This is a genomic window from Algoriphagus jejuensis (genome assembly GCF_039523455.1).
In the GTDB taxonomy this organism is placed as follows: Bacteria; Bacteroidota; Bacteroidia; order Cytophagales; family Cyclobacteriaceae; genus Algoriphagus; species Algoriphagus jejuensis.
In genome coordinates this window covers 13843-39702 of the sequence record NZ_BAAAFI010000033.1, presented here as the reverse complement: position 1 = coordinate 39702, position 25860 = coordinate 13843, and the positions used below count along the sequence as shown (strand labels likewise).

17 protein-coding genes are annotated in these 25860 nt (G+C 45.3%); 10 read left to right on the top strand and 7 right to left on the bottom strand.

Annotated elements, in window-relative coordinates; genetic code table 11:
- Positions 1-405: 405 nt before the first annotated feature.
- From ABD031_RS14155 to ABD031_RS14145, 3 genes are all read right to left on the bottom strand, one after another.
- Positions 406-882: a hypothetical protein gene (locus tag ABD031_RS14155; RefSeq protein WP_343852577.1), complete on the bottom strand. Its 477-nt coding sequence runs from the start codon at positions 880-882 to the stop codon at positions 406-408.
- A gap of 374 nt (positions 883-1256) precedes the next feature.
- Positions 1257-1841 (bottom strand): DUF4136 domain-containing protein, encoded by a 585-nt coding sequence (locus ABD031_RS14150; RefSeq protein WP_343852575.1) that lies wholly within the window; start codon positions 1839-1841, stop codon positions 1257-1259.
- A 376-nt stretch (positions 1842-2217) separates the two neighbouring features.
- Complete coding sequence (locus ABD031_RS14145; RefSeq protein WP_343852573.1) at positions 2218-3423, bottom strand: acyl-CoA dehydrogenase family protein; 1206 nt, start codon at positions 3421-3423, stop codon at positions 2218-2220.
- Positions 3424-3541: 118 nt separating this feature from the next.
- Between ABD031_RS14145 and ABD031_RS14140 the strand changes: the two genes are divergently transcribed.
- From ABD031_RS14140 to ABD031_RS14125, 4 genes are all read left to right on the top strand, one after another.
- On the top strand, positions 3542-4513 hold the full coding sequence (locus ABD031_RS14140) for a tryptophan 2,3-dioxygenase family protein (protein WP_343852571.1): 972 nt from the start codon (positions 3542-3544) through the stop codon (positions 4511-4513).
- A 143-nt stretch (positions 4514-4656) separates the two neighbouring features.
- Entirely contained in the window at positions 4657-5208 is a 552-nt protein-coding gene (locus ABD031_RS14135; RefSeq protein WP_343852569.1) for a LemA family protein, read from the top strand.
- Positions 5209-6921 (top strand): DUF2207 domain-containing protein, encoded by a 1713-nt coding sequence (locus tag ABD031_RS14130; protein WP_343852567.1) that lies wholly within the window; start codon positions 5209-5211, stop codon positions 6919-6921. It begins immediately after the preceding gene.
- 76 nt (positions 6922-6997) lie between these two features.
- On the top strand, positions 6998-7381 hold the full coding sequence (locus ABD031_RS14125; protein ID WP_343852565.1) for a VOC family protein: 384 nt from the start codon (positions 6998-7000) through the stop codon (positions 7379-7381).
- Between the two features lie 5 nt (positions 7382-7386).
- Here ABD031_RS14125 and ABD031_RS14120 read toward each other — a convergent pair whose 3' ends face one another.
- The 3 genes from ABD031_RS14120 to ABD031_RS14110 all read right to left on the bottom strand — a co-directional run bounded on the left by ABD031_RS14120 (position 7387) and on the right by ABD031_RS14110 (position 9212).
- Positions 7387-7845: a DinB family protein gene (locus ABD031_RS14120; RefSeq protein ID WP_343852563.1), complete on the bottom strand. Its 459-nt coding sequence runs from the start codon at positions 7843-7845 to the stop codon at positions 7387-7389.
- A gap of 85 nt (positions 7846-7930) precedes the next feature.
- On the bottom strand, positions 7931-8896 hold the full coding sequence (locus ABD031_RS14115; RefSeq protein ID WP_343852561.1) for an SRPBCC domain-containing protein: 966 nt from the start codon (positions 8894-8896) through the stop codon (positions 7931-7933).
- Positions 8874-9212, bottom strand: coding sequence for an ArsR/SmtB family transcription factor (locus ABD031_RS14110; RefSeq protein ID WP_343852559.1), 339 nt, complete (start codon positions 9210-9212; stop codon positions 8874-8876). Before ABD031_RS14110 ends, ABD031_RS14115 begins: the two co-directional genes overlap by 23 nt.
- A gap of 382 nt (positions 9213-9594) precedes the next feature.
- Between ABD031_RS14110 and ABD031_RS14105 the strand changes: the two genes are divergently transcribed.
- From ABD031_RS14105 to ABD031_RS14085, 5 genes are all read left to right on the top strand, one after another.
- A complete protein-coding gene (locus tag ABD031_RS14105; protein ID WP_343852557.1) occupies positions 9595-9786 on the top strand; it encodes a cold-shock protein in 192 nt (63 codons plus the stop codon).
- A 561-nt stretch (positions 9787-10347) separates the two neighbouring features.
- Positions 10348-12027, top strand: coding sequence for a membrane dipeptidase (locus ABD031_RS14100; protein WP_343852555.1), 1680 nt, complete (start codon positions 10348-10350; stop codon positions 12025-12027).
- Positions 12028-12309: 282 nt separating this feature from the next.
- The gene (gene fbaA / locus ABD031_RS14095; RefSeq protein WP_343852553.1) at positions 12310-13371 is read left to right on the top strand and encodes a class II fructose-bisphosphate aldolase; all 1062 of its coding nucleotides are present in this window, start codon (positions 12310-12312) and stop codon (positions 13369-13371) included.
- Positions 13372-13541: 170 nt separating this feature from the next.
- Positions 13542-15101 carry an alpha-amylase family glycosyl hydrolase gene (locus ABD031_RS14090; RefSeq protein WP_343852551.1) on the top strand — a complete coding sequence of 520 codons (1560 nt, stop codon included), beginning with the start codon at positions 13542-13544 and terminating at the stop codon, positions 15099-15101.
- A 324-nt stretch (positions 15102-15425) separates the two neighbouring features.
- Positions 15426-20846: a DUF7379 domain-containing protein gene (locus ABD031_RS14085; RefSeq protein ID WP_343852549.1), complete on the top strand. Its 5421-nt coding sequence runs from the start codon at positions 15426-15428 to the stop codon at positions 20844-20846.
- A gap of 73 nt (positions 20847-20919) precedes the next feature.
- On the opposite strand, the gene ABD031_RS14080 is transcribed toward ABD031_RS14085, so the two are convergent.
- Positions 20920-22182: an NAD(P)/FAD-dependent oxidoreductase gene (locus tag ABD031_RS14080; protein WP_343852547.1), complete on the bottom strand. Its 1263-nt coding sequence runs from the start codon at positions 22180-22182 to the stop codon at positions 20920-20922.
- A 624-nt stretch (positions 22183-22806) separates the two neighbouring features.
- Between ABD031_RS14080 and ABD031_RS14075 the strand changes: the two genes are divergently transcribed.
- On the top strand, positions 22807-25851 hold the full coding sequence (locus ABD031_RS14075) for a SusC/RagA family TonB-linked outer membrane protein (protein WP_343852546.1): 3045 nt from the start codon (positions 22807-22809) through the stop codon (positions 25849-25851).
- Positions 25852-25860 lie beyond the last annotated feature (9 nt).

Here is a 25860-nt window from a genome sequence, read left to right as displayed (position 1 = left end):
GGGATCATTTAACAAATCCTCAATTGTCTGTCTTTTTTTCATTTGATGTGAATTTAGCAGACACACTTAATTGAACACTCTCGCGACGTCAGACTTAAGAACTTCGATATCTTATCTTTTTACTGCGACATCGCACTTCCGAAGGAGGATTTCTTATGTTTTTACTGCGAGGTCGGACTTCCGAAGGAGGATTTCTCATGTTTTTACTGCGATGCCGGACTTCGGAAGGAGGATTTCTTTTGTTTTTACAGCGACATCGTACTTCGGAAGGAGGATTTCCTATGTTTTTACTGCGAGGTCGGACTTCGGAACTGCGATTTGTCGCTAGGGCGATTGGGTACAAAAAAATACTGCCGTCCCTAGCGAGGCGGCAGTAAATCCTATCAAGAATGAAGGCATCTCGGATTACTTCTCCAGGAGTTCAACTTTCTTCTTCGGTTTTTGCTCGTACCGCACGCGGAGGTCTTCATAGACTGGTTTGGCGTTGGGTACATCGAGTTTGACACCCGATTTGGTTTGGTTGTAATAGGCATTGCTTACCTTCATCAGGTCCACACCCAGTTCCAGCATCGTGTCGTCCAGATTGGACAGCAACTGCTTGAGTGCGTTGTAGACGGGGGTAAGTTCCTGGTAAGCTTTCCAATCCTGAAGTAGATCAGCTGCCTTGGCAAAGGCTGGTAGAAACTCCGAATTGGTGCCTGAATACTCCACTACCTTCTCCACGAAGGGCCTGGAGGCCTCACCCATCTTCGTGCGATTTTTACGCTGTAGTGGAGTGAGAGCGATAAGCAGCGGGCCAAGTTTGGCCTGCAATACGACAATGGCGTCCTTGATCGCCTGCAGATCCGCAGCTGGGATCTCGATGGAAACTTTGTTTTCCATGATAAAAGTGAGTTAAAATGAAATAATTGATTAAAAAACTATAGGAGAAGGTAATTAAAGGTTTGAGTCAAACCAAGAGTTTAGCGGAATATTTTTCTCCGAGCCGCTGATTATCAAGTCGTCCATAAAATGATCAATTTATTCAATCACCGAATTTATTGTGCCGGCAGAGGTTTGACAGAAAAAAGCGCTCTTCCAAACTAGGAGGACGAATCATCAACTGTTTGGTGTTTAGTCCTTGCAGTTTTTTTATAAAGGTCTTTCTTGTGAATTCGTCAACCTTATCGCTGACATGAAAAAAAGGCTAGCCGAAAATCGACTAGCCTTCTTAAGTAGAGGCCTTTATGTTAACCTCTTTCCAATCAAAGAAATAATTAATTTGTAAATCTATCGAAATTCCAATCATTGAAGATTGAAATAACCTTCGCTTCAAGGTTGGACATATTTCTCAAGTCAGCTTCTTCAAATACTCCTGAGGCAAATCCTTGCCATATATTGTGGCCTGTCTCAGCGTCTAGGAAATCTATCAATATAGTCCCGGGTTCTACTGGTACCATCTTAGTAGTCATAGAGCGAGGTCCAAATCCCAAGTAATCCTGTTCATTGCTTAGTCTGTATGTTCTCAGTTCTGTGGGTTTTTCAAAAATCCTGAAATTGACTAACATATCTGGATTTTGTGGATCATGAGTGAATCCCCGGGCGTCCATCTGAGTTTCTATCGCATCTTTTGCCATTTTATTTTGATTTACATTATTGTAAAATAGCACCATGTCACCATCAATTAGAACTTGATTTTCAGGAATTATTTCCTTGTTAAATACCCATTCATATGTTTGATAGTCGCTCAGGTCAGCAGTTTCCTTTTCATCGGTATATACTTGTTGAGCGAAACCCACACTGGTGGAAAATAAAGCGATTAATATAATACTCAAAATATTTTTAATGTGTAAATTTTTCATTGCTAAGTTGTTTAGTGGTTAAAAATCTTATACTTATAATAACGAGATATATACTATATGGTTATATCAGTGGAATGTGTGTAAATAACATTCTTTTTTATATTAAATTACTACTTGCATAATGTTTTTTATGTAATTCACTTATAAAATATTTTTTTACTTGAGGGTGATATTCCAAATATTATTTTTTTAAAAAATTCCCCCATACACCTCAGTATACTGAATTTTATTTATCGGAAATTCAATGTTGAGCGTAATAAAATACTTCACAGTCGAGGTGCGACGGAATAAAAAAGCCATCAGCTATTCCGCTGATGGCTATGGTTTAGATTTATATGTTATTAATCTCTCTGGTTTATACTTTTTCCATATTTTATCACTTAAAAGCCTGCAATCCCGTGATCTCCTGACCCAAAATCAGTAGATGAATGTCTTGGGTTCCCTCATAGGTCACGACCGATTCCAAGTTCATCATATGGCGCATGATCGGGTACTCGCCAGTGATGCCCATGCCGCCATGTATTTGACGGGCTTCGCGGGCGATATTCAGTGCCATCTCCACATTGTTGCGCTTGGCCATGGAGATGTGGACGGTCTTGGCTTTTCCCTCATTCATCATCTTGCCGACTTTCCAAGCCAAGAGTTGTGCCTTGGTGATCTCGGTCAGCATCTCGGCGAGCTTCTTTTGGGTCAGCTGAAAACCTCCGATGGGCTTGCCAAACTGTATGCGCTCCGCAGCATAGCGTCTTGCCGAGTCATAACAATCCATTGCGGCGCCGATAGCTCCCCAGGCGATCCCGAACCGGGCAGAATCCAAACACATCATCGGTGCCCCGAGTCCGGACTTGCCGGGCAGGAGGTTTTCCTTCGGTACTTTTACATTGTCAAAGACCAACTCGCCGGTGCAGGAGGCACGCAGCGACCACTTGCCATGCGTCTCGGGAGTGGAGAAACCTTCCATCCCTCGCTCCACGATCAGGCCGTGAATTCTGCCTTCTTCGTTCTTTGCCCAGACGACAGCGATATCTGCTTTTGGGGAATTGGAGATCCACATCTTGGCACCATTGAGCAGGTAGTGGTCGCCCATGTCTTTGAAGTTGGTGGCCATGCCACTGGGATTGGAGCCGTGATCGGGCTCGGTCAGGCCGAAGCAGCCCAGGTATTCACCAGAGCCAAGCTTGGGGAGGTATTTATTTCGCTGCTCCTCGGAGCCAAACTTATAGATGGGATACATCACGAGCGATCCCTGCACGGAGGCCGTGGAGCGCATGCCGGAGTCGCCCCGCTCGATCTCCTGCATGATGAGTCCATAGGAGATGTAATCCAACCCTCCGCCGCCGTATTGCTCCGGAAGCTGAGGTCCGAAAGCCCCGACTTCTCCAAATTTGCGGACGATGTCGTAGGGAAAATAGGCATTTTGCGCCCAGTCTTCGATGTAGGGAGAGATCTCTTTTTTGACAAAATCCCGCATCGAAGATCTGATCAAGAGCTGCTCTTCCGTGAGCAAATCGTCCAGATCCAGAAAGTCAACGCCTTCAAAATTGTCTTGCTTCAGTGATTTTCGGATGTCGGTAGTCTCCATGTAATATTTGGTTTATTTTTGGGAATCATTCATTTTTGCCACGAAGGAATTGTTGTGGCATTCCCGAAATTAAGGAGAAAGGCCCTGAAAAAATTACCTTTTTGACTAAAAATTCCCCATGCAAGAGTCCCAGTTTGATCCGAAAATCCTTGACAAAATTCATCAACTGGAAGAGAAATTTAAATCCTCGGGGCAGGACATGCTTTCCTATCTGGAAGGTTTGCTTTACGCGGATTACCTGACCTATTGGGACTACATCAATTTGGACGTGTTGTTATCGCTACAGCAACCCAAAACCAGCTTTAAGGACGAGCGGATCTTCATCATCTATCATCAGATCACCGAGCTATACTTTAAGTTGATCATCTCCGAGATGGAGCAGATTGCGGAGCAACACGAACTGTCCGAGACATTTTTCAAGAGCAGACTGGAGCGAATTCTGATGTATTTTGATCACCTGATCAGTTCCTTTGCCATGATGTGGAAAGGCATGGAGCGGGAACAGTTCCTTAAGTTTCGCATGTCGCTCTTGCCCTCATCTGGTTTTCAGAGTGCACAGTTTCGCGAGATCGAACTGATGGCGACTGATGCTTTTCATCTGATCACGATCAATAAAAGACCCGAATACGACTACCACAGTCCCGGGGATGATTTGTTTGAAAATCTCTACTGGCAGCAGGGAGCTATTGAACTGGCTACGGGCGAAAAGACTTTGACACTGAAGAACTTCGAAGAGAAATACGGCAAAAAACTCATCGGACTCATCGAAGCCTATCGTCGGAAAAACCTCTGGCAGAAGTACATGGAGCTCGAAAATCCCTCCAAAGAAATGACAGAGCTCATGCGTCAGTTTGATCTGAAGGCCAATGTGTTTTGGCCTCTGGCTCACTATAAATCGGCCGTTCGCTACCTGCAACGTGACCCGGTGGATATAGCAGCAACCGGCGGTACGAATTGGCAAAAATACCTCCCTCCACGCTTCCAAAAAGTCATCTTCTTTCCCGAACTCTGGACCGAGCAGGAGATGAAAGAGTGGGGAAAGGGCTGGGTAGTGAAAGAGATTTTCGGAGACGAGGTTCAAAAGGGCTAGACTTTTTTGGTTTTTTTCTGGGAAGATGTCGTTGGAGTTGATTAGGGATTTTGAAAAACAGGTGGGGATTCGACACGGAGGAATCCATAAATCCTTAAATTCAAATCGAAATTTTTTCGTTTTCTAACTTCAATGAAAAAGCAATGACCTTATTGATTATCGGAGTGATCGTACTTCTGGTTGTTTTTTACGCAATCGGAATCTACAACAAGCTGGTCAAATTAAGAACCTTAGTGGACGAAGCCTGGAGTGGGATTGATGTCCAACTCAAAAAGCGATACAGCCTCATTCCCAATCTGGTAGAAACTGTAAAAGGCTATGCCAAACACGAGCAGGAGACTTTTGAAAAGGTAGTCCAAGCGAGAAATAGGGCTCAATCAGCCAACACCGTGGAAGACCAACAAGCTGCAGAAAATCAGCTCAACAAAGCTCTTGTCAACCTTTTTGCCCTATCCGAGCAATATCCCGAACTGAAGGCAAACCAAAATTTCCTTAAGCTACAAGAGGAACTTTCGGTTATCGAGCAAGACATCGAAAAGTCCAGAAGATACTACAACGGTACAGTGCGGGAAAAGAACATCCTGATTGATTCTTTCCCAAGCAATCTGGTGGCAAACGCGTTTGGATTTGTGAAATCCAAGTTTTTTGAGCTGGACAGCGAGGCCGAGCGCGCGCTTCCTCAAGTGAAATTCTAAATGAAACGGATCACTTTTTTCCTCCTGGGAATCGTTCTTTCGCTGGGTAGCTTCGCTCAGGGGGAAAAGTTGCAGGAGTTCAAGTCGATTCTCTTGATTGATGCATCCGGATCGCTCACGGTCTCTGAAACCATCCTCTATTCGACTGAGCTGAGCGATAAACGCGGAATCATTCGCTCACTGCCTCTGAGAAGAGTAGATAATCTTGGAGATGAGGTTAAAAATGACTTTTCGATCATCTCGGTAAGACGGGATGGAAGCGAATCACCTTATCATACAAAGCAGGAAAATGGCCATCTGTCCATCTACTTCGGTGAATCCTCGGAATTCCTTGCACCGGGTACTTACGCCTACGAAATCACCTATTCTATCCCGGGACAGATCCGTTTCTTTGACGATCATGATGAGTTGTATTGGAACGTAAACGGAACACAATGGCCGTTTGCAGTCGACAAAATCAGTGCTGAAATCTTCCTGCCTGAGGGAGCCGATCTAGTCCAAAAGGCCTGCTATACAGGACAGTACGGGAGTTCGGAGCGCAATTGCGAAAGCGACGCAAATGGGAAGGTTATAACCTTTGAAGCTGGCCCGCTAAGTCCCTATGAGAATCTCAGCATAGCGGTTGGATTTACCAAGGGAATCATCGCAGCACCTCCTCCGCCAGGCTTTTTGCAGCGAAATGGTTTTCAGATATTGATGGCAGCTTTCGGATTGTTTTTGTTGGGATATTACCTTTTTACCTGGTTGAACTATGGAATCGATCCTCCAAAGCCGACAGTAATACCGCTTTTCGATCCACCGGCTAACTTGTCTCCGGCATCCGTGGGGATGCTGAGCAAGGGGTTTTTCTGGCAGGATTTTGTGACGGCGTCGGTGGTTAGCCTTGCCTCCAAAGGCTTTCTTCGAATAGAGGAAAAAACAAACGAGTCGTTTTTTGGGCTTTTCAAACAGAAAGAATTCGAGCTTATCCGGGAAAAGGATCCTGACGACACGCTGCCAAAGGAGGAGAAAGTGCTGCTCAGTTCATTGTTTTCCAGTAAGCAACGAATCACTTTGGCGGGGAAATATGATCCGACGATCGAAACGGCCGTGAAGAGTTTTCAATCGAGTCTGAGTTCCCAGTGGAATTCATTGATTTATAAGGGTTTTAACCTGAAGTTTTGGATCCTTCCGCTACTTCTGTTCGCAGGATATATTGCGATGCTGGTGCTATTGGAAGATTATTTTGTATTTCGGGAAAAGACCCCGCTGCTAATCGCATTCTTTTTTGGGAACGCCGCGCTGTTTCTCATCTATCAATGGCTGATCCGCAAGCCCGCAGAGCAAAAGCTCAAGCTTCGGGCGGAAATAGAAGGATTTAAGATGTATTTGTCAGCAGCTGAGGAAAAAATGCTGCAGTTCAGCAATCCACCGGAGATGACGCCTGAGAAGTTTGAGGCATTGCTGCCTTATGCCATGGTCTTGGATGTCGAGGAGATTTGGGGAGAAAAATTCCAACACAAACTGGCAATGAGTGCGGAACGGCAGGAGTACCGACCCGGATGGTATGGAGGTGGAATGATTCAGCGAGCGGCATTTGCCCATGCGCTTAATTCCAGTCTGTCTAATACGATCAGTCAATCCAGTAGCAAACCTTCAAGCAGTGGGGGAGGATCTGGCGGTGGCGGATTCTCTGGCGGCGGTGGCGGTGGAGGCGGTGGCGGTAGCTGGTAACGGAATTACGATTAATCCTTTGATAAAAACTTATAACTTAAACAAACCGTTTTTCAATATTTAAACCCAAAAAGACATGATTCCTTTCAAACCAGCCGGATACAATGCTGTATCTCCGTACTTTATCGTAAAAGATGCCCCCCGGTTTGTGCAACTTATGAAAGACCTTTTTGACGCGGTCGAATTGCGAAAGTATGAAAGGCCTGATGGAAGTATTATGCATCAGGAACTGAAGCTAGACGATACCGTGATCATGCTCAGCGAAGCCACGGCCGAATATCCCGCCAATGAATTTCTGCTGCACTATTATGTGTTGGATGCCACAGCGACCTACAAAAAAGCTTTGGAACTGGGCTGTGAGGGCCTACAGGAACCTATTCAAAAGGGAGATCCAGACCTGAGGGGAATGTTCAAAGACTTCAACGGCAACGTCTGGTCTGTTTCGACGCAGACCGAGTAGCCCCGCTAAGATTGCTTGGCCAAGATGACGATCTGTCCGAGATGGTAGGCATCATGCTGCAAAATACCCAGAATTTGTTCATAAAAGGTGCTCTGGCTAGGCGGATAGATCGAGTCATATGAGACCGTATCCAACTGTTTGAGAAAGTCAATCCACTGCTTTTGGACTAGATCTAGGCGACGAAGCGTGTCTTTCCATGCTTGCTCCGAGGGATCGACTATGGGCGAGATGTAATTGTTCGCCGGCGTTTCCATGATTTTTCCGTCCAGGCGCTGCTGTACGTTGACTTTCCATTCGATGAGATGGTTGACAATTTCCCAGATGGTGTTGCTGTTGGGAAGGAGCCGTTTGTTGGCAGTTTCGGCCGTGATCTGCGATAGGGTGCCCTGGATCGACGAGTCAATCCAGGGATGTCCATCGAATAGTTTTTCAAACAAGCTGACCAAGCGGATATTTTCTTCCATGATGACGAGACTAGGTGTGTTGTTTCGTTAGAAAACTACGACTCTACCTCCTTTTTCCAAAACGAAGCCGCTGTCCGCAGCTGCTTTATTTTGGCTGGCAGTTGAGCATCCAGTTGATGCCAAATCGGTCGGTGAAGCTTGCGAAGTAAGCACCCCAAAACATGTCCTGCAGTGGCATAGAGATCTTGCCTCCCGCGGAAAGGGTGTGGAAAATCCGCTCGGTTTCCTCTCTTGACTCCGGCTCCAACTGGATGTGCATGTTATTGCCGACATTGACTTCAAAGCCCATCTCTTTGGGCGCATCAGTAGCCATCAGGATATGGTTAGCCAGGATCGGCAGCTCCACATGCAGCACCATCTTCTTCACGTGATCCGCCAATGGAGGCTGGCCGGCTTCGCTGGGCACCTGGTCGAAGCGCTGGATACCGCCGACAAACTCAGTCTGAAAGACGGACTTGTAGAAAGTGAACGCCTCCTCGGCATTTCCCGGAAAATTGAGGTAGGTGCAAACCCTGGTGTTGTTGTCTGGCTTTTTCTGTTTTCGGAGGTAAAACTGCGCCTGGATGTATTCGTCGAGGTTTTCCAGTCCCATGGTGAAGCCTTCTTTGAAACCCATCTGGATGATCGTTTCCAAGCCTGCTAGATCTTCGAAAGTCAATTCGATATCCACCAGAGTGCTTTCCCCCTCGGTTTCGGTAAACTGGTTGAACCACTTCACTATCGGTTTGCTGTCGTCGGCGACGGCATTTTCGTCGCAAAAGGCATCCTGTCCTGAAAAGTATCTTTGTGGTTCGATTTTTTTGAAATCAAAAAAGCACCAATCCCGCTCCCCTTCAGGGCCGAGCATTGCGTAGTGCCAACGCCCACCCTCTCGGAAATCGAGCGATTTGGTCTCGGTTTTCCAAGGCTTTGGCGCCCACCAAAGATCCAAAATTTCAGCCTCTGTCCATGCCGCCCATACCAAGTCGAGTGGCGCGGCAAAGCTTCGTTTAACGGTGATTTTCTGGTTTTCCTTATCCACCACAAAATCAAACAGGATTGTCTTTTTCATTTTTTTTCTGTTTTAGTTGGATTAATACTTCATCGAGTTGTTCAAAACGCTTGGCGAGCAGTTCTTTGAATTGCTCCAACCATTTTTCTATCGCTTTCATCTTGTCTACTTCCAGGTGGTAATAAATCTCCCTGCCTTGTTGGTTTTGTCTCAGCAATTCGCACTCGGTCATGACTCGAATATGCTTGGAGACAGCCTGCCGACTGATGTCAAATTTGTCGGCTATCGCGTTGGGAGTCATGGGTTGCACCGCCAACATCAGGATGATAGCCCTTCGGGTGGGGTCAGCCAAGGCTTGAAAAACATCTCTTCTCATCGTTTAAGTATTGCGCTATAAAATGACTTTTATCCTCGATAGCAAGGTGTGAAGCCGATCGGTTGCTAATTTAGATAAGAAACCAATTGGTTGCAAGAAATTTAATTCTCTTTTCAAAACGAATAAGATAAGAGGGATATAGAGTATGAATCGAAGGGAAAATAGAGTGGTTGAGCGCAGCATTTGTTGGTTAAAAAAAAATAAGGCTTGACCAAAAAGCCGCTCCAGATGAAAAATAGGCGTGGTAAGGCAGGTATTTCGGTTGAAATCCTCACTTTTTTAAAAAACTACGATACAAAAATCGCTGAAAACCAATTTTATACTTTTTAACCAGTTAGATTTGGAGCGGCAAATTGCCAATCAATACTTATAAATTTTACCAATGTATACTGGAACAGTAAAATTCTTCAACGAAGCCAAGGGATTTGGCTTCATCGTTGACAATTCCTCAAAGGAAGAAATTTTTGTACACGTTAGTGGTCTGATCGACAAAATCCGTGAAGGCGACACAGTTTCTTACGATACTGAGCGTGGCAAAAAAGGAATGAACGCAGTGAATGTAAAGATCGCGTAAGCGTCTTACATTTTAAAGATAGAATTCTCGGCCCAAACCGTTAGGAATCTCTGATTCCGAGCTCTAAAGTCGGTCCCGTTTTTCGGGATAAGAATCGAATAATTTAAGCTTGCGAAACCATCTCTGGTGGAAAAGTGAATTGCTTAGAAATCGTCCCTTTGGATAGTTTTTGATTTGGACATATTTGTAGGGCTGGCTTTTTCTAAGTTCAATTCCCCGGTTAATTCCGGTAGATCTTCAGTTCACAACTCTTTCGGGGTTGTGAACTGTTTTTTTTAGCGCATTTTCAATTTTTTCCGGAAAAGACAGGTTCTTGGTTTTTCAGGAACAAGCGATTTAATCCTTCGGCTTGGTGACGCTGTAGCACTTTTTTGTATTCCTTTCCTTTTTTCTAACTTGTTGTTGCGTATTCAAAAGGATTTTTCATTGAAGCTTTTGATAGTATGCCTGCCGGATTATTTTCTTTTGTGAAGTCACAAAAAGCCGATAGGATATCCCCAACAACCAACAAGAACTGGTTAATCCCGTTTATCTGCCCTTTTCACCTTACCCAACAATGCTATGGATTTATTTTTCGATTCTCATGTCCACTTGACGCTGAAAAACCAGTTTTCAAAAAATGGCAATTCTACCTCTTGCTGGCGAGCGATTACCAGAGATGATCTCAAGGACGGCCTTCCTCAATTGTTGAAAATTTTCGGATTAGGTCTGCTGGATAAAACTTTTTCGTCCCAATCCAGCCCAGATCAATTGATTCCTTGCGATTACAAGCTGGTAGTCGTGCCCCTGTTTGCTCCGGATGTAGATTTGGTGAAAGCGATCAGTAGCAAAAAGATTTTCATCAAGATTCTAAAGAAGTACCGGAATACAAATTTTGGAAAAGTGTTAAATTTTGAACGATATGGGTTTCTTCAGCAGGAGATTAATCCTTTTTCGATTGTTGAAAATGACTTTGCGCTGTTGACAAAAACTGACCCGAACAACGCCGGAAGATCCGTTGTGTTTTTGAAAAACAAAGCAGATTTCAAGCCGGATCTCCCCAATCAGCTCGCTGTGGTGTTTTCCGTTGAGGGCGTTCATTGTCTTAGATCAGATCTTCGGCAGACGGACGAGGGAGTGATCTTCGACGACATCAAAACGAACCTTGAGAGTTTGTTGGCAAGAGACCTGGCCGTGATCATGATCAATGTTACTCATATCGATAATTGCAACGGTAGATTTTGTAATCAGGCCTATGCCATGGACGGGATGAGGGTCAACAATTTTGACGAAAAAAGCCTAAGACCCCTCGGGAATGGAATGACAGCCTTGGGCAAGGAGCTTGTAGAACTACTGGAAAGCCATCGGATTGTGACCGATATCAAGCACATGAGTTTGCAATCCAGGAAAGATCTGTATGCGTTCAGGAAGGAAAAAGGCATTACTTCTCCTCTGGTTTCATCGCATTCGGGATTGGCTGGAATTCCCTTTGATTCCCCAGGGGAAAGCTTCAAAGACTATATTTATGACGGCAGAAAAGAAGGAGACGTCTATCGTCTTAAGGTGGGAAAGGTGAAAAAATACAAGTTTTCAAGGCTTTTTCCCGGAGTCGGATTTAATTCTACGTCAATCAATTTGTTTGATGAAGACATCAAGGAAATCTACGAATCTACAGGGCTGCTTGGGATTTCTATGGATGAGCGGGTATTGGGATACTCCAAAGCTCATAAGCTGAACCCAGATACCTATTCTGCCAATGTGGGTTTCATTGAGGATTTTCTCAGTAACAAGAAGCGGGTGTTGCTAGACACAGATTTCATGTCAGAATCAGAATACAAAGGCCTAGGTTTACACAACACCACCAAGGGAACCAAACTAAACCATACGGCTGATGCTGACCAGCTGATTGATTTGATCAAGGGAAACTCTTCCGATATTCCCCAATATCAGTTTTATCACTTTTTAAATCATGTTCTGCACTGTGTTGCCCTAGGCAACCAGTACGATGGAGCAAGGGGTGTCGAAAAAATGCTGACTCAGATTTTGTGTGTCGGGTCGGATTTTGACGGCTTGATCGATGCTATGGACTGGTGTCTCAATTGTGGCATGACCAAAGGGATCAAGCGGAAATTCATTGAGCAGTTTCCTGAAATTTTGGCAGAAAATAATTTACAGCTTCCTGCTGGTTTAACTATACAAAAGGTCGCTGATCGCCTGTTTTATGAGAATGGAAGGGATTTTGTTCTGAGCAGGCTAAGCTAAACCTCCCGGATTACCGGCGGATCTTTCGAGTAGATCTAAAGAACATCTGTTGATTTATAGACTAGACCTACTTTAGTAGGATCAACTTCCATGCATTGCTTCAATATTCAAAGGAATTCAGGAAGAACCGAAGCTTTTCGGGTAAAAAGAGATTTTATTGAGCCATTTTTTAGACTTTCACTTCAATGGAAATCAGGCAGGGATTTATATCTTTGGTGCTTTCCAAACTGGGAAAAAGCGGATTGACTGCTTTCTAAAAGAACAAATCAAACCTAATATATCATGAAATTTAAGCCTGGAGTAAAATACGGGGAAGAGCTGAGAGACCTTTACGCATACGCGAAAGAAAGTGAGTTCGCAATGCCTGCAGTCAATGTTATTAATTCCAATTCGGTCAACGCTGTGTTGGAAACAGCCAAAAAGGTGAATTCACCGGTCATCATTCAGTTTTCCAACGGAGGAGCGCAATTTTTTGCAGGCAAAAGCCTTCCAAACGACAAGCAGCAGGCGAGTATTGCCGGGGGTATCTCTGGCGCGCACCACGTACATCAGATGGCGGAAGCATACGGAGTTCCTGTGATCTTGCACACCGATCACGCTGCATTAAAACTGTTGCCTTGGATTGATGGCTTGTTAGAAGCTGGCAAAGCTTACCATGCTGCTTACAAGAGACCGCTTTACAGCTCTCATATGTTGGATCTTTCCGAAGAGCCACTTCACGAAAACGTGGAGATCTCTTGCAAGTATTTTAAGGAGTTTGCGAAGCTGGACATGGCAATCGAAATCGAACTCGGTGTGACCGGTGGCGAGGAAGACGGCGTAGACAACTCTGACGTAGATTCTTCTAAGCTTTACACGCAGCCGGAGGAAGTGGCTTATGCCTACGAGCATTTGAAGAAAATCGGTGATTTGTTTACGATCGCTGCGGCGTTTGGTAACGTGCACGGTGTCTACAAGCCAGGCAATGTCAGCTTGAAGCCGATCATCTTGAAAAACTCTCAAGACTTCATCAACGAAAAATACGGAACGACCGGCAAGCCCCTGAACTTTGTGTTTCATGGTGGATCAGGTTCATCTGTAGAGGAGATTCGCGAGGCTAACAGCTACGGTTCGATCAAGATGAACATCGACACTGATATGCAATGGGCGATGTGGGAAGGTATCTTGAACAACTACAAGAAAAACGAAGCATATCTTCAGACACAGTTGGGCAATCCTGACGGAGCAGATAGTCCGAATAAGAAATATTACGATCCACGCAACTGGTTGAGAAAAGGTGAAGAGAACTTTGTAAAGCGTCTTGAGCTTGCTTTTGACATGCTGAATGCGGTGGGCAGAAACTAAGCCCTGCACATCAACTTGGAAAAAGTCACCCGAACAAGGTGACTTTTTCTTTTTTTAGATGGGGATAAACGCTTCCTTCATTCGAGATTTTGGATTAACTGAGTCCAGTTCGGATTAGCTTTCAATCCAGCATTGGATTTTGCAATCCCTTTTCCTAAGTTTTCTTATCTATGAAAAAATCCATCTTGACCGCATCCGTTTTGACACTAGCCGCGCTTTCTTCCTGTGAAAAAATTGAGAACGAAGCAATTGAAGTCAAAAACTACTGGCCTAACGCCGGGGTTACCTACGAGATTTTTGTCCAGTCTTTCTACGACTCCGACGGAGACAGTATCGGAGACTTTAATGGCGTGACGCAAAAGTTGGACTACGTACAGGAGCTGGGAGCCAATGCGATTTGGTTTATGCCAATCATGCCTTCTCCGACTTACCATAAATACGATGTGACCGACTACAAAGCAGTACATCCGGACTATGGAAGTATGGAGGATTTCAAGAAGCTCTTGGAGGAAGCCCACAAGCGGGATGTCAAGATAGTGATCGACCTGATCATCAATCACACGAGCAACGAACATCCCTGGTTTTTAGAAGCGAAATCCGGCAGCGACAATCCTTATCGCGACTACTACATCTGGGCTCAGAAGGATACTATCGCTGATTTTTTGGACAAAAAAACAATAACCTTAGACTCGGACAATATTCGGCAGTGGCACGATCCGGGCAAGGGAGAGGACTTTTATTATGGCTTTTTCTGGGGCGGAATGCCGGATTTGAATTTTGACAATCCCAAAGTCCGGGAGGAAATCTATGATATAGGAAAGTATTGGCTGACCGAAGTGGGCGTGGACGGGTTTCGACTGGATGCGGCTAAGCATATCTTTCCGGACGACCGACCGCTGGACAATCATGAGTTTTGGAAGGAGTTTCGGGCTAAGATGACCGCGGTAAAGCCTGATGTGTATTTGGTAGGAGAGGTGTATGACAAGAAGGAAGTCGTCGCTCCTTATTTGCCGGGATTGCCGGCGCTGTTCAATTTTGATTTTCACTACACCTTGCTGGAAGCCATGAATACCAGCAATGGGATGCTGCTACCAAAAATGCAGAAGGAGTTACTCGACTTTTACCAGGGTATAACTCCGTCGTTTATCGATGCGACGATTTCCTCCAACCATGATCAACCTCGGCTGCTCAATGAATTGGGGTCTGATCCAGCGAAATATAAGCAAGCAGTCGCTGTCATGTTGACGATGCCGGGAGCGCCTTATCTCTACTACGGCGAGGAGATCGGCATGCTTGGACTGAAGCCGGATGAGCATATCCGGGAGCCCTTCCTTTGGGATGTAAAAGCGAAAGACATCGGCCGGACCAAATGGATCAAAGCCAAATACAGCACCGATTCGACAGTCACTCCACTGGCGGCTCAGCGCAAAGATTCAATGAGTTATTTTAATCATTACAAAGCGCTGATTGCTTTACGAAATTCGTATCCAGCCCTAGCGCTTGGAGCCCTGGAATTACCGGGAGAAGAATTTCCGAATTCCGTGATGTCTTATTTCAGAAAGTATCGAGAGCAAGAATTATTCGTAGTGCATAACGTGGGAAAGGATGAAATCGAAGTGACGATTCCAGAAGATTTTGACACGTTGATTTTTAGTCTAGGGGAGGGGAGAATTTCATCCGGTGAGCTGAGTCTAGCAGGCAATTCAAGCCGGGTATTTTTAAAGAACTAGGTTTATTGTGGCGTCTTGGATTTCGCGTTTTGGTCCAAGCCATAGCACATAGAACTGGGTTTAAGGTTTTGAAATCAGGGAGAGAGTTTTCAGCCGCGGCCTTTAATTGCAAATCCCTAGCGGGAAATGGATCTACTTTTTTAACGAAATACCAAAACCAAATATTAGTGGGATTTAGATCCGGATTATCGGCTTTTTGTATTGCAAACGAGAGGATAACTTTATAGATTTAATTGTTTGTGAATCTTTCACTTAATCTGCCTGTGTTTTTTTTCAGTTGCGTACAGGTCTGTTTTTTTACCCATTTTATAAAACTTTCTTATCATGTCAACTTTCAAGATCAAACTCAGAGGGCAGGAACTGCCTAAAGAGATTTCTCAGGCCGAAGATCAGGCCATGGGGTATTACAATGTCAGTAAAACATTCACGGTGGAGAGCTCTACCCGAAGCGATGTCCCAGAGCATGTGTTGGAGCTTAAAGAAGACGAAATATTAGAACTGAATTTCGAAGACAACTCCATCTGGCTGGGCGATGCAGAGTCGATCAAGCAGATTTTTTCGAAGGAACTCAAGCGAGGGGCGGACGGGGATGAGATCTACCTTACCGGTGAGATCGAAACGGACGAGCAAGACCGCAGCGTTGTTCAGACAGTAGTCTTGAAGGCGGCGAAGGTCTTTGTGAAGAATCAGGTGATCCGTCCTGGAATACGGCACTTGGCCACGAAGGCGGAGAATTCAGCGCTGGGGTTTGCTGGCAAAACCTTTGAGGGTGAAGGTGCTGCTGTCGTATTAAGCGTCAGCCAGGATTTTGATTTGGGGATAGCAGATTTATCAAAAGCTGACGTCAGCAAAAAGTATCTTTTGTTTGTGCACGGAACTGGCTCTTCTACCTTGGGATCGTTTGCAGAGATGAAGGGAACGGACGAATGGAAAGTGATAGTGGACACGTACGGTGCTGACCATCTTTTGGCGCTTCAACACCGGACTCTGACCTGCAGTCCGCTGGAGAATGTCTTGGCAGGCTTGGAAAGTCTCCCTGATGGGATCAAATTGGATCTTATAACTCACTCACGAGGCGGATTAGTCGGCGATCTCTTGGCTAGGTTTGCGTCTCACAAGATCGGATTTGACGACAAAGAGCGAGATGTCCTCTCCAAAAGCGAGCGAGAAGGCGACCTGAAAACGATTGGGAAAATCGCTGACCTGCTTGAAACCAAATCCATCACCGTCGATCGACTCGTGCGGGTTGCCTGTCCTGCCAACGGAACTACGCTTGCCTCTAAGCGCTTGGACATGTTTCTCAATGTGATCATCAACCTACTCGGGGCCGCGATCGGCAGCGTATCCAATCCGATTTTCGCTACCATGAAGGAATTGGCTTTGGCATCGATTGAGACCAAAGACGATGTCTCGGTGTTGCCTGGCTTGGAGTCCATGAATCCAGAGTCGCCCTTTATCAAGGTTTTGAATTTTCAGGGAACCAAGCTAGAGGTAGACTCTAAGCTGATCGTGGTGGCGGGTAGTAGTGAATTAAGCTTGTCGTTTAAGAGTTTGGTGGTGTTGGTGGGCAAGTTCTTTTTCCGGGGGAAAAACGACTTGGTCGTAGATACGGCAAGTATGGAGTTTGGCGCCAAGCGGGTGAAGGGCAATGTCTTCGTCTACATGGAAGAAACGGGACAGATTGACCACATCAAGTATTTCAAGACCCCGCGAGTTCGCAAGATCATTCAAGTAGCCTTATTTGGTAAGCCAGAGGAGTTCGTTGGCAAAATCAAGACAGATAATATCACTTTCCTAAGAGGTGAGGAAAGAGATCGAGGAGGCTTATTCTTGGAAGGCGGTAGCTATTACGGCACCAAAGAAATCAGTGGTAAGAAGCCGATTTTGATTCTACTTCCAGGCATCATGGGCTCCAATCTCAAAGATGATCAAGACTTGATTTGGGTGCAGTATGCTCGTTTTCTGGTAGGAGATCTGAGCAAGCTTCTTCCAACTCCTACAGATGGCGTGAATGTCGACTCCCTGATCAAAACTTCCTACAAGAAATTGGGAGACTATCTGGAGAAAAATTACGATGTCGTGGCATTTCCCTTTGACTGGAGACACGGAATGGAGCAAAATGCCAAGCTCCTCAATGAAAGGATCAAGGATTTATTAACGCTAGGGCAACCGATCAAGATGGTCGGACACAGCATGGGAGGTGTTCTGACCCGGGACTTTATCCTTTATCATCCAGATACCTACAAGCAACTGAGTGCTTTGCCTGGATTTAAAATTCTATTTCTAGGTTCTCCCCTGGGAGGTTCTTACCGAATCCCCTATGTGCTTTTTGGCAGAGACGGGATTATTAAGCTTTTGGCTAAGATTGACATCTTCAATTCTGCCAGGGAGTTGATGAGTGTATTTGTGAATTTCCCGGGAATCCTCGCACTCCTTCCAATCAACAAAACCGGCAAGCATGATTTTTCGGATCGCAGTCTCTGGGAAAAGCTCCGCAAAGCCTCAGGAGACGAGTCCTGGCCGATTCCCAGTGAAAGTGACTTGAAAGCCTTTGGAAAGTATCAACAAATGGTGCTCAAAGGTGAACCTGAAATCAACTACGATAATATCTACTACATCGCAGGACAAAGCCGAAAGAAGAAATCTACAATCTCTGATTTGGAAATCAAGGATGGAAAGTTACTGTTTTATGCCACCAATGAGGGAGACGAAAGTGTGACCTGGCAGAGTGGGATTCCCAAGCAAATCTTGGAATCGAAACGCCTCTACTATGCCAACGTCACCCATGGGGCGCTCTCCGCCGAAAAGAAGATCTTTGGCGCAATAGAAGACATTCTAAATCAAGGGGTCACCGGACGCTTGCAAAACAATTTGCCGAAGGGTCGGGGAGAGGAATCCAGTTTTATTGCCAAGGAAGAGGAGATCTTTGACATAAGTGAAGAAAATACGGTACAGACTATCCTTGGAATAGGGCAAGAGGGAGAAGAGAGAGACCATGAGACTCCTATTCAAGTCAAAGTCTGTCACGGTGATTTGACTTATGCGGATTTCCCGGTGTTGGCCGGCCACTTTGAATTTGATACCATCCTTACGACAGAGCGGGCTATTGACAAAAAGTTGGGCTACGAACTTTCTCGACTGCTGAGTCTGGGCTTATATCCCGGCCCTGTAGGTACACACCAAATCGTATTGACAAAAGACATCACCAGGGAAGAAAAACTTTTTAAGGGAACGGTAGTGATCGGAATGGGAGTGCCGGGAGAGCTGACTCCCTACCAACTCATGATGAGCGTATCCAAGGGCATATCCCGCTACCTCACTATCAGAAATATCAGAGAGGATAGCGAAAATAAAGAATCTGGTGAAAAGGAAGGACTTGATAAACGAGAGGTGTTGGGTATCACTGTCATCGCGCTTGCGACTTCTTATGGAGGATTTTCCAGTGATACTTCCATCAGGTCCACTATTTTGGGGATTCAGGACGCTAATCGCAATATCCGAAAGACTTACCAAAATAAAGTGCAGGTGATCGAAGAAATCGAGATCATCGAACTCTATCAAGATCGAGCACTAGGGATACTCAGAACGGTAAAAAACCTAGAACAAGACGAAAGCAGGGAGTTTAACATCAGTGTGCCTACACTTTGCCTGGGTAAAAAAATTGGAAGACTATCACGAATACCTCATGACAATACTTCCGATTGGTGGACTCGAATCAAGGTAACTGAAGAGAAAATCGATGAGGATTCCAAAACGGGCTACGGCAGGACAATCCGAATGGCGATGGCCACCAATGGGGCAAGTGAAAAGGAAGTTCCGTTGCTGACAAACCTGAGCAATATCGATAACCTGCTGGATGGAATGACTCGGAGAAACCAATTCGAGCCGGAAATCGCCAAAACCATGTTCGAACTTCTGATCCCATTTGAATTTAAAGAGGATCTCAAACGTCAAAACAACATCACTTGGGTGCTGGACAAGCGAACCGCTAACTTCCCCTGGGAAATGCTACAGGAAGACCTCAGAGGTTTGCCACTCTGTATCCATTCCGGAATGGTGCGCCAACTGGCAACCACCAATTTCAGGAAGCTGCCAATTAGTGTACAGAATCGACGGGCATTGATTGTTGGCGATCCCAATTTGAAAGGGTATATGGGGCAACTCAAAGGAGCCAAAGAAGAAGCCATTCACGTTGCTGACAAACTGAAAGAATCAGGATATACCACCGAGACACTGATCAACAGTTCTGCCTCTGAAATTATTCTCAAGTTTTTTACCCAAGACTATAAGATCATCCACTTGGCAGGACATGGTATTTTTAATGCTGATCCAAAAAAACCTTCCGGTATGGTGATAGGGAATGGACAATATCTCACTACCAGTGATATAGCGCAATTAAGCAAGGTTCCGGAGTTTGTCTTTGTAAATTGTTGCTATCTCGGATATTTGGACTCCGATGCGGAGGAGTCGAATCGAAACCGAAATAAACTCGCGGCCAACATTGGGACTCAATTGATTGAAATAGGAGTGAAGGCAGTTATTGTAGCAGGATGGGCGGTAGACGATACTGCTGCCTACGATTTCTGCGATAGGTTTTACGAATGCCTGTTTAGCGACGTTTCTTTTGGAGAGGCGGTTAAATCTGCTCGAAAGTCGATCTACGATGATCATCATAGTCGAACAAATACATGGGGGGCGTACCAATGCTATGGCGATCCCTTCTATAAAATCAATGGTCCGTCTTCCTCCAGCAAGCCAGGGACAAGTTTCTACTTACTTGAGGAAGCTGAAATCGAACTTTTTAACTTGTGTTTTCAACTAGAATCGAAAAATATCGATGCCGACAAAGCGAGAAAGAAAATCGCCTTGCTTGAAGAAGCACTCAAGCAAGCCAATCTTTCCAGCGAAAAAATTCTGGAGCATAAGGCTGATATCTACGCTAAGCTTGGAGACTACGGTAGCTGTAAAGCAGCATACGAAGAACTGTTTAAAAATGAAAAGGCAGGATTTAGCTTCAAAGCGATCGAGCAGTATTGCAACATTGCCGGAAAGTATCTGGTAGAAAGGAAGCAATCCCAAAAATCGGGTGAAAAAGAACAGGAGAACCTGGTAAGTACGATCGATGATGTTATTCTAAAATTGCAAGGACTGTTGGCAATAGGCAAGACTTCGGAGCGATACAGTCTTTTGGGCAGCGCCTACAAGAGGAAGCTGATGTTGTTGAGCGACAAAGAAAAAGGGCTTTACACCCAAACGCTCCTGCTGTCCACTCAGGCTTACTTTGAGGCAGCCAGGAATCAGAATTACGCGGATTCTTATTCGATCAACAATTGTCTGCAACTTGGAAGAATTCATGAGCTGATCAGTGGTGAGGAGCTCGCGTTTTTGGATGAAAAACCCAAGCTGGGCCTTGCCCAATTGATGAATAAGTTTAAGCGAAACAGCTCGGATAAGGGGAAGGAAAAGAACAGCTTTTGGGATTATGCAGAAGACGCCAACCAAATGCTCTCCAAATTGATGATAAGTCCTAGCTCGACTAGCACAGCAAACGCGACAAAGGCTTATAAAGAGCTTTGGGATATCGGGGGCAGTGCCTCTAACCGAAAGTCGGAATTGGAGCACTTGGAGATCCTGCTGAATGGTTTGGCGATAGCGAGTTCGGAGGAAGGAAAGAGTTTGTACAATGCTTTGGATAGTCTGAAAAATGAGTTGACGACACTTGATCGGAAAAATTCAAAAGCTTGATCTGCTAGTTTAAGATTTATGTTAACTATGAAAAAAGAGGCTGTCGAGAGACAGCTTCTTCTGCTTCAAAAGGTTAAGCCTTGCCTCGAAGCATCAGATTCCAATACATAAACGGAAGTCCGTACTTTTTCAAAAGCCACATGCTATATTGTTCCTTGGTGGTATCCACAAACTTGGTGATGATAGGGTCGCTGGCTCTTTCGTTATCATACTTAAACTCACAAAGCACCATTTTACTGTAACCCGTGACGATAGGACAAGAAGAGTAGCCGTCATAGGAATGCTCTCCTAATTTGCCTGACTGAATCATCTTTAGCAGGTTTTCGACGAGAATTGGCGCTTGTTTTCGGATCGCTGCTCCGGTCTTGGCGGTTGGTAAGAAGGCCACGTCTCCTAGAGAGAAGATATTTGGGTAGCGTAGGTGCTGCATGGTGTGGATGTCTACATCGACCCACCCCTTGCCCGGACCTTCCTGAATGGAAATCTTTGAATCTCGGATAAACTTCGGTGCGGTCTGAGGGGGAGCGAGGTGAAGCATGTCATAGTGGATGTTGATGTCCATGGCTCCTACCATTTCCTCGCCTAGGGGATTCCCTTCCATGATCGTACAGTTACTTTCTCCAGGCTTTGAATATCGGAAGGTGATCTCCTGTTTTATCGGATCGATTTTGATTGGAGCATAGAACGGTTTAAAGAGGATATTCCGATCAAAAATGATTTTATTGAGCGTTTTGGCGAAGTCAGGGACGCCGAAGATTACCGTACCTGGAGTAGCAAAGAGCACGTTGGTTTTGTCTCGGACGCCGGATTTTCTGAAGTATTCTTCCGCCATGTACATTATTTTTTGAGGAGCTCCACCGCACTTTATCGGAGTCGTCGGCTGGGTAAAGACCGCATTTCCACCTTTGAAATTCTGGAGTACTTCCCAGGTATGTTCTGGATCGGTATAGTTGGAGCATACGACTCCTTTGTCCAAGGCTTCGGGGAGGCCGGGAAGAAGTTCTGGAGCCATGACCAAGCCCGGGACAGGGATCAAATAGTCATAGGTGAAATCGCCTGCGTTGACGGTAGAGACCTGATTTGCCTCTGGGTTGATTGCCGTCGCTTTGTCTTTGATCCATTCTACACCTTTCGGAATGTAATCTGCTTCATCCCGTTCCGTGTCTTTAAAGTCAAATGTCCCCGCACCGACCAATGTCCAAGCAGGTTGGTAATAGTGTTTGTCTGAGGGTTCGATGATGGCCAGCTTTAGCGATTTATCTTTTCGCATCAACTGCGCTGCTAGCGTAATTCCTGCAGTGCCTCCTCCGATGATTAAAATCTGATAGTGTTTCATAGTTTGGGACTTTGGACAATGGTGAAGATAGGTGGGCCCAATTCGTTGCACAGTGATAATAGTCACTTAAAATATTGGTTTAAAAGGGAGCGAAAATCGGATTCGATTCGAAAACAAGCTGACTGATGTCGCTAACTAAAATGATTTAGCGGCGGAGGAGCTATGTCGTTTCCAAGATGAAAATACACAGGGCACCCGAACTGCATAAAGCGTTTCGAGAAACAACCTTCAACCAAGGGAGGTCCTGGGAAAAGTTGTCAAGTTTTTTGAAACCGACGGAAAAAAGGATCAACGTAGGAAATAACCTTTTAAACCTCCGGGATGATTTTTCATGATCATCCGCAAATTCTTGCGTTTGGCAGACTTTGGTGATTTAAATGGTAGTGGCCCAATGGTTAGAGTTCTAAACGGCTTTTTTCTTTAATAGCCTTACATCGAAAATATCTTTTCGATCAAAAGACATTTTTTCGACTTGAATTAAAGAGTTAGATTTTAACTTAGTATTGAATTTTTGGAGATAAATTGTAGCTATTGTAATTGATAACGAGGAACATAGAAAAAAATACGCTATTTTGTATTATGCTCGGATAGGATTTTTTTTGAACCTAAACCAACAACTATCGCATGAAACTAAAGCTACTTACTGGACTGCTGGGACTGTTCCTGATATCAGGACATCTCTTGGCTCAAGACAAGTCGGTGACCGGCGTTGTGATTTCCGGAGAGGACAATTTGCCGATGCCCGGAGTCAACGTGTTCGTGAAATCCGACCCGAACAAGGGGACTATCACAGACGTGAATGGTAACTATACGCTCGAGGTAGACACGGAAGAGATTTTGGTGTTCTCATTTGTGGGATTTCTAACACAAGAAATATTGATAGGCAATAGAGCGCTAATCAATGTGGTACTTGAGGTAGACGAGACGACCTTGGGGGAAATTTTGGTGGTAGGCTATGGGACGACCAATAAGAGAGACCTTACAGGGTCAGTGGGCTCTGTCAAAGGAGATGAGATTGCGAGACTCCCGGTGGCATCTCTGGACAATGCCCTACAGGGCAGAGCCGCAGGTGTTTTTGTCGCTTCACCTTCCGGTACTCCCGGCGCTGGGATTACGATGCAAATCAGAGGCAATACCTCTCTCTCTGCTTCCAGTCAGCCCCTTTATGTGATTGACGGTATTCCCATTATTTCTGAGGATCTGTCAGGACTTTTCTCCGGAGGTCAGTCAACCAACTCGCTGGCAGACATCAATCCCGGAGATATCGAGTCGATTGAAATACTGAAGGATGCCTCGGCTACCGCAATATATGGTTCGAGAGGAGCAAACGGAGTAGTTTTGGTTACTACCAAAAGAGGAAAGACTGGTCAGGCAAAAATAGAAATCAATGGTTTCTATGGCACTCAAAGCATCACCAATGAAATAGAGATGCATTCCTCCCGAGAATTTTTGGAACTGATGAATGATGCCATCCGCCAGGATATCCGAGCAGGGGAGGATTATGGCTATGATAACATCACGGACGTTTGGGGAATGGATCCTGCCGATCCGGATTTACAAAATACCGTCTGGTATGATGAAATTTTTAGAAATGCTCCGATTCAGAGCTATGATATCTCTGCTTCAGGAGGCACAGACAATACCCAATACTATACTTCATTGGCGTACTTTAATCAAGAAGGAGTTCAGCTTGGAACCGGCTTTGAGCGGATTTCCGGACGAGTCAATTTAGATACTAAGGTGAACGATTGGCTGAAAGTCGGAACTAACCTGAACTTGACCCGAACCGTGCAAGAACGGACGATCAACGATAATTCCCTCTATGGTGTGGTGATCAATTCTATCGCCGGAGATCCATTGATGCCGGTCTATGAAGAGGATGGGAGCTATGCGGATCCTTTCAACTACTTCGGTTGGTGGATGCTGGACAATCCCGTGCTGATAGCCAATGAATACTACCGATACACCCGTACCGTGAGGAGCTTGGGAACTGTCTATGGAGAAGCGACCTTGTCAGAAGGTTTGACCCTAAGAGGTTCCTTGTCCATTGACTACACCAATTTGGACGATGAATCCTATACTCCGATCATATCCCGCGAGTCACAAAATGCGAATTACAATGGCCAGGGGACTTACGGTTCTACACAGGATTTTACTTGGTTGGCGGAGAACTACCTGACCTATACGAAAGACTTTGGAGAAAAACACGCGTTGACTGCCGTAGTCGGGTTGTCTTACCAGGAGTCAAATAGAAAGTTTGCTGACATTACCGCACAGGGTTATCCCAACGACCTGTTTACCAACCTCTCAGTGGCTTCCAAGGTGACCGTCGGATCTACCGACGGAACCAACTGGGGCTTGGCCTCCTATTTTGCAAGAGCAAATTATTCCTTTGCAAACAAATACCTGTTCACTTTTACCGGGAGAGCGGATGGCTCATCCAGGTTTGGTGAAAATTTCCAGTTTGGGTTTTTTCCATCAGGATCGGTTGCTTGGAGAATGGGTGACGAAGAGTTTATGCAGACACAGGATCTGATTTCGGACTTGAAACTCAGGACATCTTATGGGATCACAGGCAATCAGGACGGAATAGGAAATTTTGCTTCTAGAGGCCTTTACGGAGTGGCCGCTTATCGGCAAACGCCCGGTTTGGTTCCCACTCAATTGAGCAACAGCAACCTTTCTTGGGAAACTACCGCACAGTTTGATTTTGGTGTAGACATGGGGTTCTGGGGCGATCGAATTACGCTTTCGGCAGATTACTTCATAAAAACCACTGATGACCTGCTTCTGGACAGGTTGATCCCTGGGATTTCTGGATTTACTACTGTGACCGAAAATATTGGCAAAATCGAAAATAGGGGGTTTGAACTGACTCTAGGAGGGGTAGTGCTGGACGGCCCCTTGTCATGGAACACTTCGTTCAATATATCTCAGGTGAAGAATAAAGTGTTGGAATTGGAAGTGGATGACCAGATTGTCAACGACTCCCATATACTCTCCATGGGACATCCAATTGGTACCTTTTACTTGATTGATCATGAGGGTGTTGATCCCGAAACCGGAAACATGAGATGGATTGATGTCAATGACGACGGAGCGATCAACTCTGCTGACCGTAGCATTGTCGGAAATGCGCAACCGGATTTTTTTGGTGGATGGAATAACAACCTTCAATACAAAGGATTTGATTTGGGACTGTTTTTTCAGTTTGTCGTAGGAAACAAGGTGTTTAACCACAGTCGTGCCTCATACGAAAACTTGGGCTGGTCGCGTATTGGAACGGATTTTCCTCTGCCAGATGGCAACAATCATAAACTGGCTGATGAGCGCTGGATGGAGCCAGGGGATCGCGCAGAAATCCCCAGGGCTTCCCTCAATTCGATGAATTGGAGAGAGTTTTCTACTAGATGGCTGGAAGACGGCTCGTTTTTGAGATTGAAAACCGTGACGTTGGGCTATAATTTTTCTCCAGAAATGGCCAAGAAGATTGGATTGAGCAAACTCAGAATGTATGTGCAGGGGCAAAATCTTCTGACCTTGACTGGCTATTCAGGTCTAGATCCAGAGGTAAATCAAAACGCCAGAAATCCCCAGGCTGCAGGAGCCGATTTCGGTACCTATCCACAGACCAAGAGCTTTTCTGTCGGATTCAACATTGGACTTTGAGCTAAAGAA

Bases quoted from the DNA above. Each gene is read 5' to 3' on its own strand.
- ABD031_RS14155 (WP_343852577.1), bottom strand. From the start codon at position 882: ATGGAAAACAAAGTTTCCATCGAGATCCCAGCTGCGGATCTGCAGGCG.
- ABD031_RS14150 (WP_343852575.1), bottom strand. From the start codon at position 1,841: ATGAAAAATTTACACATTAAAAATATTTTGAGTATTATATTAATCGCT.
- ABD031_RS14145 (WP_343852573.1), bottom strand. From the start codon at position 3,423: ATGGAGACTACCGACATCCGAAAATCACTGAAGCAAGACAATTTTGAA.
- ABD031_RS14140 (WP_343852571.1), top strand. From the start codon at position 3,542: ATGCAAGAGTCCCAGTTTGATCCGAAAATCCTTGACAAAATTCATCAA.
- ABD031_RS14135 (WP_343852569.1), top strand. From the start codon at position 4,657: ATGACCTTATTGATTATCGGAGTGATCGTACTTCTGGTTGTTTTTTAC.
- ABD031_RS14130 (WP_343852567.1), top strand. From the start codon at position 5,209: ATGAAACGGATCACTTTTTTCCTCCTGGGAATCGTTCTTTCGCTGGGT.
- ABD031_RS14125 (WP_343852565.1), top strand. From the start codon at position 6,998: ATGATTCCTTTCAAACCAGCCGGATACAATGCTGTATCTCCGTACTTT.
- ABD031_RS14120 (WP_343852563.1), bottom strand. From the start codon at position 7,845: ATGGAAGAAAATATCCGCTTGGTCAGCTTGTTTGAAAAACTATTCGAT.
- ABD031_RS14115 (WP_343852561.1), bottom strand. From the start codon at position 8,896: ATGAAAAAGACAATCCTGTTTGATTTTGTGGTGGATAAGGAAAACCAG.
- ABD031_RS14110 (WP_343852559.1), bottom strand. From the start codon at position 9,212: ATGAGAAGAGATGTTTTTCAAGCCTTGGCTGACCCCACCCGAAGGGCT.
- ABD031_RS14105 (WP_343852557.1), top strand. From the start codon at position 9,595: ATGTATACTGGAACAGTAAAATTCTTCAACGAAGCCAAGGGATTTGGC.
- ABD031_RS14100 (WP_343852555.1), top strand. From the start codon at position 10,348: ATGGATTTATTTTTCGATTCTCATGTCCACTTGACGCTGAAAAACCAG.
- fbaA (WP_343852553.1), top strand. From the start codon at position 12,310: ATGAAATTTAAGCCTGGAGTAAAATACGGGGAAGAGCTGAGAGACCTT.
- ABD031_RS14090 (WP_343852551.1), top strand. From the start codon at position 13,542: ATGAAAAAATCCATCTTGACCGCATCCGTTTTGACACTAGCCGCGCTT.
- ABD031_RS14085 (WP_343852549.1), top strand. From the start codon at position 15,426: ATGTCAACTTTCAAGATCAAACTCAGAGGGCAGGAACTGCCTAAAGAG.
- ABD031_RS14080 (WP_343852547.1), bottom strand. From the start codon at position 22,182: ATGAAACACTATCAGATTTTAATCATCGGAGGAGGCACTGCAGGAATT.
- ABD031_RS14075 (WP_343852546.1), top strand. From the start codon at position 22,807: ATGAAACTAAAGCTACTTACTGGACTGCTGGGACTGTTCCTGATATCA.